This is a genomic window from Micromonospora musae (assembly GCF_003626635.1).
GTDB classification, from domain to species: domain Bacteria; phylum Actinomycetota; class Actinomycetes; order Mycobacteriales; family Micromonosporaceae; genus Micromonospora; species Micromonospora musae.
The window spans coordinates 45273-60469 of the sequence record NZ_RAZT01000025.1 but is presented as its reverse complement, the minus strand read 5'-3'; the positions used below and the strand labels follow the sequence as shown (position 1 = coordinate 60469).

The following is a 15197-nucleotide window of genomic DNA, read 5'->3' as shown; positions in this document are numbered from 1 at the left end:
GGCCCGGTGGCCCGGTGGCCCGGTGGCCCGGTGGCCCGGTGGCCCGGTGGCCCGGTGGCCCGGTGGCCCGGTGGCCCGGTGGCCCGGTGGCCCGGTGGCCCGGTGGCCCGGTGGCCCGGTGGCCCGGTGGCGTCGCGTCGCTCAGGTCAGCAGCAGCGCGCCGACGGCCGCAGCGGTGCCGGTCAGGGCGAGCAGGGCGCCGGTGAGCAGGAAGCGGGGTAGCGACACCGTGACCCCGTGCGAGCGGCACCGCTCGAACCAGAGCAGGGTCGCCACCGAGGCCCACGGCACGGCGAGCGGCCCGGCGTTCGTGCCGATCAGCAGGGCCAGCAGCCGCGTCGGGGAGTCGTGGGACAACACGGACTCGCCGGCGAGGTACGCGGGCAGGTTGTTCACCCCGTTGGCCAGGAGCGCCCCGGTGCCACCGGCCCGCAGCAGTGCGGCGGGATCGTCGCCCGCCCCGAGCAGCCCTGCGACCAGCGTGTCCAGGCCCCACTGGCCGAGCGTCTGTACCACCAGGAGCAGGCCGCTGACCATGAGCAGCAGCCGCCAGGGGAAGAGTCGGGCGTGCAGCCGGTGCGGGGCGCGCAGCGCGAAGCCGGCCAGCACCACGACGGCGGCGACGGTCGACACGATCGCGAGCTCCACCTCGGCCAGTACGCCGACGACGAAGAGCACGCAGGCGGCGACGGCCGTCCGGAACAGCACCGGGTCGGCCGGTGGGCGACGGGGCGGCGGATCGAAGCGGCCCCCCGGCGGTCGGTCCCGACGCCACCAGGCGAACCAGAGCAGGAGCGCGGTGACCGTGACGGCGGCGAGCTGCGGCAACCACATCCGGCCGGCGAAGCCGACCGGGTTCAGTCCGAGCCGGTCGGCGGCGAGCAGGTTGGTCAGGTTCGACACCGGCAGCAGGAGACTGGCCGTGTTGGCGAGCCAGACGGTGGTCACCGCCAGGGCGGTCGGCGCGACCCGCAGGCTTCGCGCCAGGGCGAGCATCACCGGGGTGAGCAGCACCGCCGTGGTGTCCAGGTTCAAAGTGACGGTGGTCACCGTGGCGAAGGCCACGCAGAGCAGGAAGAGCAGCGACCAGCGACCCCGGGCCGCGATCGCGAGTCGGGTGCCGAGCACGTCGAAGACCCCGGCGACCGAGGTCAGCTCGGCCAGCACCACCACGGTGCCGAGGAAGACCAGCAGCGGCGCGATCCGGTGCAGCGTGGCGGAGGTCTCCGCGTGTGGCAACAGCCCGCTCGCCGCGCAGCCCGCGCCGGCCAGCGCCAGGAGGACCGCCACCACGTCCAGGGGGTGGGGCCGCCACCGCCGGCCGGTGCCGGTCGGGGTGGGCGGTGCGGGGGCCGTGAGGGTCACGGCGGGCAATATTCGCACATCCGGCGGGGTGCCGCCCGTTACCGGGTGTGTGCTGCCGATCGGCTGGACGCCGCCTGGCTGGTGGGTCCGCGCGTCCGGGCGGTCCGGCCCATGGACAGGCGTGCGCCCGACGCATAGCGTCCTGTGGATATGCGGAGGACTCTACCGGCCGCCACCCTGGCCCTGCTGCTCGTGCTCACCGCCTGCTCGACGCCGTCGGAGACGTCGACGTCCGGGCCCACCCCCACCGGCACGCCGACCGCCTCACGGCAGGACGCCGGCCAGGTGGAAGAGACCCTGGCAAGCCTGCGCCGGGTCGACGACCTGCCGCTCTACGAGATGAACTACGTCGGGTCGTACGACGCCACCGTCGGCACCGACGCCGCGCCGGCCAGCCCGTTCGGCTGCTCGCTCTTCGTGGCGGCCGGTGACCGGAGCCGACCCCTCTTCGCCCGCAACTTCGACTGGGATCCGAACCCGGCGATGGTGCTGCGCACCGACCCGCCGCAGGGGTACGCGTCGATCTCGCTGGTGGACCTGTCGTACCTGGGCGTCGGTGCCGAGCTGAGCGGCGACCGGCGGCTGTTGAACGCGCCGCTGCTGCCGTTCGACGGGATGAACGAGCGTGGCCTGGCCGTGGGGCTGGCGGCCGACGACGCGGCGCGGGCCGATCCCGTACCGGGCAAGCCGACCGTCGGCTCGGTGCGCATCCTGCGCCTGGTGCTCGACCGGGCGGCCACCGTCGACGAGGCGATCGCCGTCTTCACCGCGCACAACCTCGACTTCTCCGGCGGCCCGGCGCTGCACTACCTGGTGGGCGACGCCACCGGCGCGTCGGCCGTGATCGAGTTCGTGGACGGCCAGATGCGGGTCGAGCGGGGCCAGGGCAGCTGGCAGGCGTTGACGAATGTGCCGCTCATCGGGATTCCCGAGGAGAAGCGCCGGAACGACCGTCGGTACGACCTGATCCACCGGGCGATGACCGAATCCGGTGGGGTGGCCGACGCCACCGCGGCCTTCCGGGTGCTGACCGGCGTCCGGCAGGCCCACACCCGCTGGTCGGTGACGTACGGCCTGCGCAGCGGCGAGGTGCGGCTGGTCACGGCCGGCGGCGCCGAGCGGCGGTACGACCTGACGGTCGGCTGAGCGGTCGGCGCCGCCCGCCGGCGCGTATCCGCTCGACACGCGAGTGGGCCCGGCCCCCATCTTTCGGGGACCGGGCCCTTCTCGCTCGCCCGTGGGCGGTGCCGCGCAGCGGCGCCTACCAGCCGCCCAGGTAGCTGGGCTGGCTCTGCACGTTGAGCTCCTTGTACCGGACCAGCTCGGCCGGCCAGGTGCGCCAGTCGCTGAGCTTCAGCACGTCGAAGCCCTTGAACAGGTCGTTCGAGTAGATGTGGCCGTTGTAGTAGTACGCGGACCAGCTACCGCCGCCGATCATCTCCTCGTTCGAGATCGGACCGCGCTCCCAGAAGGCGATCTCCTTGGGCTGGGCCGAGTTGGTGAAGTCCCAGACCGAGATGCCGCCCTGGTACCACGCCTGGACCATGATGTCCTTGCCGGGCACCGGGATCAGCGAGCCGTTGTGCGCCACGCAGTTCTCGGTGTCGGCGTTGACCCGCGGGATCTTGAAGTAGCTGCGGAAGTTCATCTTGCGGTGGTCACCGCGACCGGTGATGTCGAAGATGGCGTCCGCGCCCCGGTTCGGGCCGACCTCCTCGTTGCAGGTGGCCGCGCCGCCGCCACCCAGCTCGTCGGTGAAGACGACCTTGGTGCCGGAGTTGTTGAACGTGGCCGAGTGCCAGAACGCGAAGTTGGTGGTGTCGCGCACCCGGTTGATCACCCGCGGAGCCTCGCGGTCGCGGATGTCCATCAGGATGCCGTCACCCATGCAGGCCCCGGCGGCGAGGTCCCGCGACGGGTAGGCGGTGATGTCGTGGCAACCGGTCGTCGCCGAGCCGGTCTCGCTGCCCTCGAAGCCGCCGTCCGGGAAGAGGTTCGGCGTGGCGACCACGGCCGCCTGGGTCGGCTTCTTCACCGGCACCTTGATGATCGAGATCGAGTCGTGCGGCGGCTGGCAGTCCGGGAAGGTGGCCCGGGGGCTGTACGACGAGACGTACAGGTAGACGGACTTCTTGTCCTTGCCGGGCACCAGCGTGTGGGTGTGCGAGCCGCAGGCCGTCTCCACCGACTTGATGTAGCGCGGGTTGGCCTTGTTCTTGATGTCGAAGATCTTGATGCCCTCCCACGACGACTTCACGTCGGCACCCTGCGCCGCGCTGTTGCAGGAGTCGTCGCTGCGGGACGAGTCGGTGGAGAGGAAGAGCAGGTCACCGTAGACGGAGATGTCGTTCTGCGACCCCGGGCAGAGCACCCGCGACACGACCCGCGGCGAGCTGGGCCGGGAGATGTCGTAGGTGACGAACCCGTTGTAGTTGCCGGCGAAGGCGTACTTGCCCTGGAAGGCGAGGTCGCTGTTCGTGCCGTCCAGCGGGGCGACCTTGGGCAGGTTGGTGAGAAGGCGCAGGTTGGGGCTGCTGACGATCTCGTCGACGCCGGGGATGGTGTTGGTGGCCGCCGCCGGAGCCGCCTGGGCCGCCGGCACCACCTGCGCGCTGCTCGGCGGCGCGACGAGGAGGCTGGCGGTGAGGAGGCCGGCCGCGGCGATGCTCACGATCCGTAGCTGTCGTAAGCGTGGCTTGGGGATTCTGGTCATCGGCGAGACCCTTCGCACGGGAGTGATGATTGTGGACACCCTACAGCCGCGTGATGGACATCGATGTGATGCGCGTCACATCGATGTTCGTTCCTCAGTGGATAGCATCGCGGTGACCTCGATCTCAGGGAGTGGCTCATGACCGGTCGACGTGCCCGGGTCCTGGCGGCCGTCACATTGGCGCTCGCCCTGCCACTGGTCGCCTGGGTCGTGTTCGCCGCCAACGACGACTCGGGCCCGGCCACCCGCCCGGCCGCCGCGCCGACCGGCTCGACGCCGGGCAGCCCCGCGCCGACCGACGCGACGGTCATCATGCCCGGCCGGCCGGGGGAGCCGGCCGTCACCCGCGCCCCCGGTGAGGTCCGGGGTGTCGGCTCGACCCCGCACAACGAGATGGACGTCTGGTTCGTCCGGATGATGATTCCGCACCACGCGCAGGCGCTGGAGATGGCCCGGCTCGCGCCCGACCGGGCCGCCGACCCGGGCGTACGCGCGATCGCCGACCGGATCCGGGCGAGCCAGGACCCGGAGATCGGTCTCATGCGGGCCTGGTTGCAGAACCGTGGCCTCTCCGCCGACGTCGCGGGCCACGACCACGGGACGATGCGCGGCATGCAGACGCCGGAGGCGATGCGGCAGCTGACTGACGCCCGCGGCGCCGACTTCGATCAGCTCTTCGTGAAGATGATGACCGAGCACCACGAGGGGGCCATCGAGATGGCCACCAACCTGCTCACCGTCGGAGCCGACCAGCAGCTGAACGAGTTCGCCAACTCCGTGGCCACCGAACAGACCGTGGAGATCGGCCGGATGCGCGAGATCCTCGCCGGTTGACCGGCCGGGCCAGGGCCGCGACGGCGGTCGATGCGCGCTCGGACGCGTACCCTGGGTGACCGTGACGAGTACGATCCTCGGCCGCCCGCTGCGCGCCATCGCCTTCGACGTCTTCGTCGCCGGGCTGGTCGTGCTGATCGCGGTCGTGGCGGCGGCGTCCCAGCCCGGCGGCTGGCCGGCGGCCCTGCTCGGCACGGGGATGGCGGTCGCACTGCTGTTCCGCCGGTCGCACCCCTCGGCCGTGGCCGTCGTCGTCGGCGCGCTCGGAGTGGTCCAGCTGATCGCCGACTGGGGGCCGCTTCCGTTCGACTTCGCGGTGCTCGTCGCCCTCTACAGCGTCGTCAAGTACGCCGACCGGCTCCGGGACGCGGTGCTCGCCGGACTCGCCGCCGCGACCGGCGCGGTACTCGCATCGCTCCAGGTGCGCGGCGGCGGGCCCTGGTGGGCCGCCGCCGTCTACTTCACGCTGGTCACCGCCGCGACCTGGCTCGTCGGGCTGAACGTGCGTACCCGCCGGCTCTATGTGATCAGCCTCGAGGAGCGGGCCACCACCCTGGAGCGGGAACGGGAGGCCGAGGCGCGCGCCGCGGTCGCCGGCGAGCGCACCCGGATCGCCCGGGAGCTGCACGACGTGGTGGCGCACAGCATGGCCGTCATGATCGTCCAGGCGGACGGCGCCCGGTTCATGCTCGACCGGGACCCGGAGACCGCCCGGCAGGCGGTGAAGGTGGTCGCCGACACCGGCCGGCAGGCGCTGGAGGAGATGCGGCGCCTGGTCGGCGTGCTGCGGGAGACCGACCCGCCGGAGCCGGCGCCCGCGCTCGCCGGACGGGCCGGCCCGGACGGCGAGGCGGTGGCCGGCGACCCGGAGCGCAGACGGCTCGCCCTCACCGAGCTGCCCGCCCTGCTCGACCGGTTCCGCGCCGCCGGCCTGCGGGTTCGCGACACCGTCAGCGGCGAGCCGACGGCGCTCCCGCCCGGGCTGGAGCTCACCGTCTACCGGGTCGCACAGGAGGCGCTGACCAACGCGCTCAAGCACGCCGGGGTCGGGGCCGAGGTGGAGCTGACCCTCGAGTACGGCCCGGACGTCGTGGTCGTCCGGGTGGTCGACGACGGGCAGGGCCGGCCGGTCGTGAACCCGGCGCCCTCCGGCGGTCACGGGCTGATCGGCATGCGGGAGCGGGTCGGGGTCTACGACGGCACCCTCAGCGCCGGGGCCCGGCTGGCCGGGGGCTGGCGGGTCGAGGTGCGACTGCCGCTACCGTCGGGCGCCGGGACGACGGAGGTGATCGCGGCATGACGATTCGAGTGGTGATCGTCGACGACCAGGCGTTGGTGCGCGCCGGATTCCGGATGGTGCTCGACTCGCAGCCCGACCTGGAGGTGGTCGGTGAGGCCATCGACGGCGCGGACGCGCTGCGGGTGCTCGATCGGGTCGCGGCCGACGTGGTGGTGATGGACATCCGGATGCCGACGATGGACGGCGTCGAGGCGACCCGGCGGCTCTGTGCCGGGCGTCCGCCGGGCCCGCCACGGGTGCTCGTGCTGACGACGTTCGACACCGAGGCGGACGCCTTCGCCGCGCTCCGGGCGGGCGCGAGCGGCTTCCTGCTCAAGAACGTGCCGCCGGAGGAGCTGCTCGCGGCGATCCGGGTGGTCGCCGAGGGCGACTCGGTGGTCGCGCCGTCGATCACCCGGCGGCTGCTCGACCGGTTCGCCGACCAGCTCGGCTCCGGACCCACCGAGGATCCCCGGATGAGTCAGCTCACCGAGCGGGAACGGGAGATCCTGCTGCTGGTCGCGCAGGGGCTCTCCAATGCGGAGATCGCCGGCCGGGTGCACGTCGCGGAGGCCACCGTGAAGACCCACGTGGGGCGCATCCTCGCCAAGCTCCAGCTCCGGGACCGGGTGCAGGCGGTGGTCCTCGCGTACGAGAGCGGGCTGGTCGTACCGGGCGCAGAGACCCGTACGACCTGAGTCGTACGGGTCACCCCGATCAGGGGCGACCCGGGGCGTACCGAGGTCGAGCGTGCGGGTGGAGCCGCTCCGGCCACCCGGTCCATAGCGTCGGAGAGGTCAGAACGTCCCTCTCCACCGGGAGCAACACGTTGCGCGTCTCATCTCCCGTACCCGCCGTCGCCGACCAGCGGTCCGGCTCCGGCGGCGCCGCGGTCAGCGCCCGCGCCCTGAGCAAGCGGTACGGCGACGGCCCGTCCGCCGTCGTCGCCCTCGACGGCGTCGACCTGGACTTCGCCGCCGGCCGGTTCACCGCCATCATGGGCCCGTCGGGCTCCGGCAAGTCCACGCTGCTGCACTGCCTGGCCGGGCTGGACCGGCCCAGCGCGGGCTCGGTGCGGATCGGCGACGTCGACCTCGACCGCCTCGACGACCGGCGGCTCACCCTGCTGCGCCGCGACCGGGTCGGCTTCGTCTTCCAGAAGTTCAACCTGCTGCCCGCACTGACCGCCGAGGAGAACATCGTCCTGCCGCTGGCCATCGCCGGACGGCGCCCCGACGCGACCTGGCTGCGCCAGGTGGTGGCGGCCGTGGGACTCACCGACCGCCTGCGGCACCGGCCCGCCGAGCTCTCCGGCGGCCAGCAGCAGCGGGTCGCGATCGCCCGCGCCCTGATCACCCGCCCGTGGGTGATCTTCGCGGACGAGCCGACCGGCAACCTCGACTCCCGTGCCGGCGCGGATGTGTTGCGCCTGCTCCGGGAGGCCGTCGACACCCTCGGTCAGAGCGTGATCATGGTGACGCACGACCCGGTGGCCGCCGGGCACGCCGACCGGGTGGTGCTGCTCGCCGACGGCCGTCTGGTCCATGACCTCGCGGCCCCCACCGCCGAGCAGGTGCTCGACGCGCTCGCCGGTCTCGACCCGGCCGGCGCCGTCCGGGCCCGCTCGGTGGGGCGGTGACCGGGATGTTGGGTCTGACCCTGCGTTCACTGCGCGCCGAGGCGCTGCGGAGGCTGCTCTCCACGCTGGCCGTCGTGCTCGGCGTCGCGTTCATCGCCGGCACGCTGATCCTCAACGACGCCATGACCGACGGCGCGTACGAGCGGGCCGGCACCTTCGACCGGCACACCGACGCCGGTGTGTACGGGGAGAAGAACACCCTCTCGCCCGCCACTGTCGACCGGGTCCGCGCGGTCGACGGGGTGATCGCCGCCGAGGGCGAGTTGGTGGGCACCGGCGGGGTCGTCGGCTCGGACGGCCGACCCGTGCTCGGCTACGCCGTCCTGGCCGCCGTCCCCACCGATCCGGCGCTGCGTTCGTACGACGTGGTCGTCGGCCGGCTGCCGGACCGACCGGGTGAGGTGGTGCTCGACGCGCCGACGGTGGCGCGGGAGGGGTTCGCCCTCGACGCGCCGGTACGCATCGGCGGCGTCGCTGCCGCCCGCCCGTACACCCTGGTCGGAACGGTCGACGTGGCGCGCACCACCCGCGACGTCGGTGGGCCGTTCATCGGGATGGTCGGCTCGGACGCGCTGGCGGTGACCGGGATGCAGGGGTACGGGAGGATCATGGTGGCCACCCGTCCCGGTACCGACGCGGCGGCGTTGATCGGCCGTCTGGCCGCCGCCGCCGGCCCGGGCGCGGCGGTGAAGACCCGCCAGCAGATCCTCGACGACGCGGTCGAGGACGCGGTCCGCGACGCCCGCCAGTTCACGATGGCGCTGCTCACCTTCGCCGCCGTCGCCGTCGTGGTGGCCGGCTTCGTCATCGCGAACACCTTCGCGATCGTGCTGGCCCAGCGCACCCGTCAGACGGCGCTGCTGCGGGTGGTCGGCGCCACCCGGAGGCAGGTCTTCCTGGCGGCCGTGCTGGAGTCGGCGGTGGTCGGCCTGGTCGCCTCCGCGCTCGGTGTGCTGCTCGGCGCGGGCCTGGCCGCGGGGCTGGCGGCGTTGCTGTCCCGGACGACCGCCCCGATCGGTGCTTCGATCACCCTGGCCCCGGGAACCGTGCTGGTCAGTGTGCTCCTCGGCGTGCTGCTGACTGTCGGCGCGTCGTTGCTGCCGGCCTGGCACGGCACCCGGGTCCTGCCGGTCGCCGCGCTCACTGACGCCGCCGTGCAGTCCACCCGGCGGGCCGGTCGGCTCCGGCTCGCCGCCGGCGCGCTGGTGCTGCTCGCGGGAATCGCCGCGCTTGTCGGTGCGGCCGTCGCCGGCCAGTTCGTCCTGGTGGCGTTGGGTGGTGTGCTCGCCTTCTTCGGCATCGTCCTCTTCGGACCGCTGCTGGTGCCGGCGCTGGCGAGGGTCGTCGGCTGGCCGCTGCGCCGGCTGATCGGGGCGACCGCCGGGCTGGCCGTGGCGAACGCCGTGCGCAACCCGCGACGGATCGCGGCGACCAGCACCGCCCTGGTGATCGGCATCGGCCTGGTGTCGGCCTTCGTGGTCGGCGCGCACAGCACCAAGGACGGCATCGAGCGCAGCGTGGACGCCCAGATCGGGGTGGACTACGTGGTCACCGGGATCGGCGGAGACCTGCCCGCCGGGCTCGCCGCGGCGCTGACCGCCCGTCCTGAGCTCGGTGTCGTGCACGAGCAGCGGGCCGAGGTGACCGCTGGAATCGAGGTGCGTGCCGCCCACCCCGCGCTGGTCGGCCGGACGCTCACCGCGACGGCCGGTGAGCTGAGCGCGTTCGGTCCGGGCACGGTGCTGGTGCACCGGGAGTTGGCCGCGGCGCGCGGTTGGACCGTGGGCGACCAGGTCACCGTCGGGAGCCGGACGTTCCGGGTCGCGGCCGTGGTGGACGACGAGAGTCGGCCCGCGGCCGGCAGTGGGGCGTCCGCCGGACACATGATCGACATGACCGACGCCGACTTCAGTGCGATCTTCCCCGCCGAGCGCGGCTACCTCGCGGAGATCGATCCGGCAGACGGTGTGGACGCCGGCCGGGCGCGGGGCGCGATCGAGTCGGTGCTCGCCGGGTATCCGACGGTGAACCTGATGGACCAGGCCGCGTACAAGAAGATGCTCACCGGCACCGTGGACATGGTGCTCGCGCTCGTCACCGCGCTGCTCGGGTTGGCGGTGGTGATCGCCCTGGTCGGCGTCGCGAACACGCTGAGCCTCTCGGTCCTGGAGCGCACCCGGGAGAACGCCGTGCTGCGCGCGGTGGGGCTCACCCGGGGGCGGATGCGGGTCATGCTCGCCGTCGAGGCGACGCTCATGGCGGCCGTCGGGGCCCTGCTCGGGCTCGCGCTCGGCACCGGGGTGAGCGCCGCGGCGATGGCGATGCTGGACCGCCTGGGTGGGGACTTCCACCTGGTCCTGCCGGTCGGCCAGCTCGGCCTGATCCTCGCGGTCGCGGTGGTGGCGGCGTTGCTCGCCTCGGTGCTGCCCGCACGCCGGGCGCTGGCCCGGCCGGTGGTGGAGGCGCTCGCCGACCTGTGACAGCGCCGGTGCGGTCCCGTCGTCGTTGACGCCGACCGCACCGGCGGTGCCGGTCTACAACCGCTCGACCACGTCGCCGGCGCAGCGGTTACGGGAGTCGAAGACGTAGCGGGCGTGCCGGGTGACCAGGTCGTAGTCGAACACGTCGTGGTCGGTCACCACGATCACCGCGTCCGCCTCCCGGACCTCCCGTTCGGTGAGGCTCACGACGGCCACCCCGCCGGGGATGTGGTGCGGTTCGGCGTACGGCTCCACGGCGCGCACCTCCGCGCCCAGCGCCTGCAACCGCTGGGCCACGTCGACCGCGGGGGAGTCGCGCATGTCGCCGGTGTTCCGCTTGTACGCGAGCCCGAGCAGCAGCAGCCGGGATCCGCTGATCGCGCGGCCGCGCCGGTTCAACCCGGCCATCACCCGCTGCGTCACGTGCTCGGGCATCTCGTGGTTCACGTCGTTGGCCAGCTCGATGAAGCGGAACTGCCGGCCCAACCGCCGCTTCACCTGCCAGGACAGGTAACACGGGTCGATCGGCAGGCAGTGCCCGCCCACTCCGGGGCCCGGCCGGAACGGCATGAATCCGAAGGGTTTCGTCTCGGCGGCCTCGATCGCCTGCCAGACGTCGATCTCCAGGTGGTGCGAGAGCATGGTCAGCTCGTTGATCAGAGCGATGTTGACCTGGCGGAAGGTGTTCTCGATCAGCTTGGTCAGCTCGGCCACCCGGGTCGAGTCGACGGGCACCGTACGCTCGACGATCCGCCGGTAGAAGTCGTCGACCCGGGCCAGCGACTCGGCGTCCACGCCGGAGACCACCTTCGCGGTGTTCTCCAGGCGCCAGGTGGGGTTGCCCGGGTCGATCCGCTCCGGGCTGTAGCCCAGGTGGAAGTCGCCGGGGCTGCGCAGACCGCTCGCCGACTCGAGCAGCGGCCGCAGCAGCTCCTCGGTCGTGCCGGGGTAGGTGGTGGACTCCAGGACGACCGTGCAGCCCGGCCGGACGTACGGGCCGATGCCGATGCCGGCCTGCTCAACGAAGCTGAGGTCCGGCGTGCCGTCGCGCAGCGGAGTGGGCACCGTGATCACGCATATGTCGAATCCCTCGGCGTCCGGGTACTCGGTGCTCGGCCGGTACCGCCCGGTGCTCAGCGCGCGGCCGAGCCGGTCGGTGCTGATGTCCTCCACGAAGGACTCACCCGAGGCGAGCCGCTTGATCCGGTCGCCGTCGACGTCGAGCCCGACCACGTCGAGTCCGGCCTCGACGGCCCGGATGGCGAGTGGTAGTCCGACGTAACCCTGGCCGATCACGACCAACTTCTCAGCGCTCACCCAAGCTCCTGGGGCAGACGGGGGAAAAGACCTGCTTGGAGCGTAGGGCGCTGTCTGCTGCCGTAAGTCCGGTTTGGGGATATCGGGACGGGTGAGGTTGGTCGTGCGTCCGGCGAACCGACGCCGTCAACCGGCCGTCGGCCGCCTCCGGTCGGTCACTCCCTCCCACCCAGCGGCGGGTCCCCGCCGTCCGGGGTGGTCGGCGTGGTGCTCGGATCCGTGGCCGTGGGCTCCGGCGACACGCTGGTCGAAGGGGATCCGGTCGCCGAAGCGCTCGGCGTCGGGCTCGGCGACTCCGGGCTGGCGGAGTCGCTCGGCTGGGCGCTCTGGCTCGGGCTGGTCGAGGCCGGTGCGCTCGTGCGGGGAGCGGTCGGCCGCACCGGCCGGTCCGGGTCGGTGGGCTTCACCTCGTTGCCGATCGACAGGTCGGTGTTCTGGGTCGGTGTGACCGCCGGGGTGGTCGGGGTGAGCTCCACCGCCGGGGCGTCCCCCGCGTACTTGGTGGCGCCGAGCGCGGCGGCCAGCCCGACCAGCCCGACCAGCACGGCCGCGGCGGCGCCCAGCAGCGCCGGTCGCCCGCGCCGGGCCGGGCCATCGGCCACCAGCGCGCCGGGGGTGAGCTCCGGCTGGGTGTCCGGGCCGGCGCCGCGCAGCGGAGTCACCGAGACCATGGCGGTCGGCCCGGCGTCACCGGTCACCGCGGTACGCGCCGCCTCGGCCATCGCCGCGCCGCTGCTGAACCGCTCGGCCGGATCCTTGGCCAGGGCGCGCGAGACCAGGGCGCGGACCGCCTCGGGGATGTCGTGCGGCAGCTCCGGTGGCTCGTCGTCCAGGTGCCGCACCGCCACCTGGAGCGGGTTGTCCCCGGTGAACGGGGGCGTGCCGGTGAGGCAGCAGTAGGTGACCGCGCCGAGGGCGTAGATGTCGGTGGCGCCACTGACCGGTCGCCCGGCCGCCTGCTCGGGCGCCATGTAGAGCGCCGTGCCGGGCACCGCGTTCGTGCTGGTGATGCTCGTGACGTTCGTCGACCGGGCCACCCCGAAGTCGACCAGGACGACGGAGCCGTCCTCCTGCACGAGCAGGTTGCTCGGCTTGACGTCGCGGTGCACGATGCCTCCGCGGTGCGCGGCGGCCAGCGCCTGCGCCGCCTGCGCCACGATCGACATCGTCTCGGCCACGCCGAGCTTCCCGGCGGCCTCGATCCGCTTGGAGAGCGGCTCGCCGTCGACGAACTCCATGACCAGGTAGTCGGCCCGACCACCGTCGGCGAGCTCGTCCTCGCCGCAGTCGAAGACCTGCACGATGCCGGGGTGCCGCAGGGCGGCCATGATCCGCGCCTCGGCCCGGAACCGGGCGATGAAATCGGGGTCGGAGACCAGCGACGGCAGCAGCACCTTGACCGCGACCTGCCGGCCGAGGACCTGGTCTGTGCCCCGCCAGACGTCGCCCATGCCGCCGGTGGCGACGCGTTCGTCCAGGCGGTAGCGACCGCTGAGCACGACCTCCGATGACAACACGGGGTTACCGTACCCAGAGGGGTCGGTGGGCACGCACGGCGCAGTCCCGCGCGTGGGGCGTTCGCCGCCGTGCGGCCGGTGCCGTACCCCCGGTTCGTCGTCGCTGCGTGACGCATCGATCACCCTGCGCGTCCGTTTCGTGCCGGGAACCCGCCCGGCGGCCGCGCCGACGGGGGTGGAGGAGGTGCAGCGCCCGAGGTCGTCGAAGCGTTACGCCGACACGCGGCGCAGGGCTGTTGATAATTGTCACTCTTCTGTGACGTGCCGTTAGCTTGTCGCTCCGGTTGCCTGATCCTAGCGTTGGCCCGCTGACTACGCCGGTGTGGCTTTGGGTCGGCGTCGAGCGCCGGGGGGTGCCCGGAGAGGTCGCCCGCGCCGCCGCGGTCGCGGGAACAAGGGGCAGCGGAGGTCTGGGAAGAGGTGCGGGGAGAGGCCCGGTCCAAGAGCCGGCCGGTACGGCGTTCGCCGGCCTGCGGGGACCGATGCCGCCCACCGGCTGCTCCAGGGCCGGCGACGGCATGACGGCGGAGCTGAGCGAGGCGGTGGCGAAGGCGCGCTCCGGCGACGAGGAGGCCTTCCGATTCCTCTACCGGAGCATCCAACCTGGACTGTTGCGCTACGTGACGGCGCTGGTGGGCGCGGACGCGGAGGACGTCGCGTCGGAGACCTGGCTGCAGATCTCGCGGGATCTGCCCAGCTTCACCGGCGGCGAGTTCCGTGCCTGGGCCATCACCATCGCCCGCAACCGGGCCATGGACCACCTGCGTCGGCAGCGTCGCCGCCCGTCGCTACCGGTGCCGGTGCAGGCGCTCAACGAGCTGGCCGGGGACGCGGACACCGCCGAGCGGGCCGGGGAGAGCCTCGGCACCGAGGCCGCGCTCGCGCTGATCGCCACCCTGCCGCCCCGGGAGGCGGAGGCCGTCCTGCTGCGGGCGGTGGTCGGGCTCGACGCCGAGACCGCCGGCCGGGTGCTCGGTCGTCGGGCGGGCGCGGTGCGTACCGCCGCGCACCGGGGGTTGCGGCGGCTCGCCGCGCTGCTGGAGCAGCACGGCACGGAGCCGTTCCCGGTGATGTCGGAGCGGGCGACGCCGCCCCGCTCGCGCGGCGAGTTGCGTCCGCGAGCGCCGCGTGCCGAACCGGCGGATGGTTGACGTGGGGGAATTCAGGATGAGTGACGGTCGCGAGCCGGATCGGCTCGCCGACCGCGCGGAGGCCGATCGGCTTCTCGACGCGGCCCGGGCGGGCGAGCCGGCCGAGGCGGACGGCCCGCCGGATCCGCTCGCGGAGCTGCTCGCCGCCGCGGCGGCGCCGGCCCGTGCACACGAACTCGACGGGGAGCAGGCCGCGCTGGCGGCCTTTCGGGCGGCCCGCGCGACGCCGGCGACCCTCCGCCCGCCACGGCGGCGCCGACTCACCGCGGGCGCGCTGGCCTGGGCCGCCGGCCTGCTCGTCACCGCGACGGCCGGGGTCGCCTTCGCCGCGGTCACCCTGGAGCAACCGCCGGCGCCGCCCGTCCCGGTGAGCCCGGCGCCCGTCACCGGCCGCCCGGAGTCCCGCCCCGCCGAGAGCACCTCCACCGACGCACGGCCCGACGTGGCGCCGAGCGCCGACCCCGAGCGGTCCTCCGGCGGCCCCGAGCAGGACGAGCCGGCGGTCCGGTTGTGCGCGGCGTACCTGGCCAAGAAGCCGGCCCAGCGGGAGAAGGCGCTCACCACTCCCTCGTTCCGCCCGCTGGTCGAGGCGGCCGGCGGGGTCGGCGAGGTCGAGGCGTACTGCCAGGAACCGGCACGGGCCGGGAGGCCGTCCCCGCCGCCCGTCCCCGCCGAGCCCGGAAACGGGCAGGGCAAGGTCAAGGACAAGGACAAGGACCAGGGCGACGACCAGGTCAAGGACAAGGACAAGGACCAGGGCGACGACCAGGTCAAGGACAAGGACAAGGACCAGGGCGACGACCAGGGCAAGGTCAAGGACAAGGGCGACGGCAAGGGCAACGGGAGCGGCCCGGCGTCGGCCCTGCCGGTGGGCTGAGCAGGGCGGGTCGGCGGCGCCGGGC

12 protein-coding genes are annotated in these 15197 nt (G+C 73.5%); 8 read left to right on the top strand and 4 right to left on the bottom strand.

What is annotated here, in order from left to right; translation table 11 throughout:
- Positions 1-141: 141 nt before the first annotated feature.
- Positions 142-1365, bottom strand: a complete 1224-nt coding sequence (locus D7044_RS31790) for an SLC13 family permease (RefSeq protein WP_120691094.1) — start codon at positions 1363-1365, stop codon at positions 142-144.
- A gap of 150 nt (positions 1366-1515) precedes the next feature.
- On the opposite strand from D7044_RS31790, the gene D7044_RS31785 reads away from it, so the two are divergent.
- Positions 1516-2511: a carcinine hydrolase/isopenicillin-N N-acyltransferase family protein gene (locus D7044_RS31785; RefSeq protein ID WP_120691093.1), complete on the top strand. Its 996-nt coding sequence runs from the start codon at positions 1516-1518 to the stop codon at positions 2509-2511.
- A gap of 115 nt (positions 2512-2626) precedes the next feature.
- Here the strand turns inward: D7044_RS31785 and D7044_RS31780 are convergent, their stop codons facing one another.
- A complete protein-coding gene (locus D7044_RS31780) occupies positions 2627-4078 on the bottom strand; it encodes an LVIVD repeat-containing protein (RefSeq protein WP_120682219.1) in 1452 nt (483 codons plus the stop codon).
- Between the two features lie 138 nt (positions 4079-4216).
- Between D7044_RS31780 and D7044_RS31775 the strand changes: the two genes are divergently transcribed.
- From D7044_RS31775 to D7044_RS31755, 5 genes are all read left to right on the top strand, one after another.
- Entirely contained in the window at positions 4217-4912 is a 696-nt protein-coding gene (locus tag D7044_RS31775; RefSeq protein WP_120691092.1) for a DUF305 domain-containing protein, read from the top strand.
- 55 nt (positions 4913-4967) lie between these two features.
- Positions 4968-6212, top strand: a complete 1245-nt coding sequence (locus D7044_RS31770) for a sensor histidine kinase (protein WP_120682223.1) — start codon at positions 4968-4970, stop codon at positions 6210-6212.
- Positions 6209-6889 (top strand): response regulator, encoded by a 681-nt coding sequence (locus D7044_RS31765; RefSeq protein ID WP_120682225.1) that lies wholly within the window; start codon positions 6209-6211, stop codon positions 6887-6889. The genes D7044_RS31770 and D7044_RS31765 overlap by 4 nt, the downstream gene beginning before the upstream one ends.
- 131 nt (positions 6890-7020) lie before the next feature.
- The gene (locus D7044_RS31760; protein WP_120691091.1) at positions 7021-7830 is read left to right on the top strand and encodes an ABC transporter ATP-binding protein; all 810 of its coding nucleotides are present in this window, start codon (positions 7021-7023) and stop codon (positions 7828-7830) included.
- A 5-nt stretch (positions 7831-7835) separates the two neighbouring features.
- Entirely contained in the window at positions 7836-10310 is a 2475-nt protein-coding gene (locus tag D7044_RS31755; protein WP_120691095.1) for an ABC transporter permease, read from the top strand.
- Positions 10311-10364: 54 nt separating this feature from the next.
- Here the strand turns inward: D7044_RS31755 and D7044_RS31750 are convergent, their stop codons facing one another.
- Both D7044_RS31750 and D7044_RS31745 read right to left on the bottom strand, forming a co-directional pair.
- Complete coding sequence (locus D7044_RS31750; protein WP_120682231.1) at positions 10365-11627, bottom strand: nucleotide sugar dehydrogenase; 1263 nt, start codon at positions 11625-11627, stop codon at positions 10365-10367.
- Positions 11628-11782: 155 nt separating this feature from the next.
- Positions 11783-13144, bottom strand: coding sequence for a serine/threonine-protein kinase (locus D7044_RS31745; protein ID WP_199716854.1), 1362 nt, complete (start codon positions 13142-13144; stop codon positions 11783-11785).
- A 518-nt stretch (positions 13145-13662) separates the two neighbouring features.
- On the opposite strand from D7044_RS31745, the gene D7044_RS31740 reads away from it, so the two are divergent.
- Both D7044_RS31740 and D7044_RS31735 read left to right on the top strand, forming a co-directional pair.
- The gene (locus D7044_RS31740) at positions 13663-14295 is read left to right on the top strand and encodes an RNA polymerase sigma factor (RefSeq protein WP_120682235.1); all 633 of its coding nucleotides are present in this window, start codon (positions 13663-13665) and stop codon (positions 14293-14295) included.
- Between the two features lie 16 nt (positions 14296-14311).
- Positions 14312-15172: a hypothetical protein gene (locus D7044_RS31735; RefSeq protein ID WP_199716853.1), complete on the top strand. Its 861-nt coding sequence runs from the start codon at positions 14312-14314 to the stop codon at positions 15170-15172.
- Positions 15173-15197 lie beyond the last annotated feature (25 nt).

What these genes read in the sequence shown, in the direction of transcription:
- D7044_RS31735 (WP_199716853.1), top strand. Translation starts at nt 14,312, where the DNA reads ATGAGTGACGGTCGCGAGCCGGATCGGCTCGCCGACCGCGCGGAGGCC.
- D7044_RS31755 (WP_120691095.1), top strand. Translation starts at nt 7,836, where the DNA reads ATGTTGGGTCTGACCCTGCGTTCACTGCGCGCCGAGGCGCTGCGGAGG.
- D7044_RS31740 (WP_120682235.1), top strand. Translation starts at nt 13,663, where the DNA reads ATGACGGCGGAGCTGAGCGAGGCGGTGGCGAAGGCGCGCTCCGGCGAC.
- D7044_RS31775 (WP_120691092.1), top strand. Translation starts at nt 4,217, where the DNA reads ATGACCGGTCGACGTGCCCGGGTCCTGGCGGCCGTCACATTGGCGCTC.
- D7044_RS31765 (WP_120682225.1), top strand. Translation starts at nt 6,209, where the DNA reads ATGACGATTCGAGTGGTGATCGTCGACGACCAGGCGTTGGTGCGCGCC.
- D7044_RS31780 (WP_120682219.1), bottom strand. Translation starts at nt 4,078, where the DNA reads ATGACCAGAATCCCCAAGCCACGCTTACGACAGCTACGGATCGTGAGC.
- D7044_RS31785 (WP_120691093.1), top strand. Translation starts at nt 1,516, where the DNA reads ATGCGGAGGACTCTACCGGCCGCCACCCTGGCCCTGCTGCTCGTGCTC.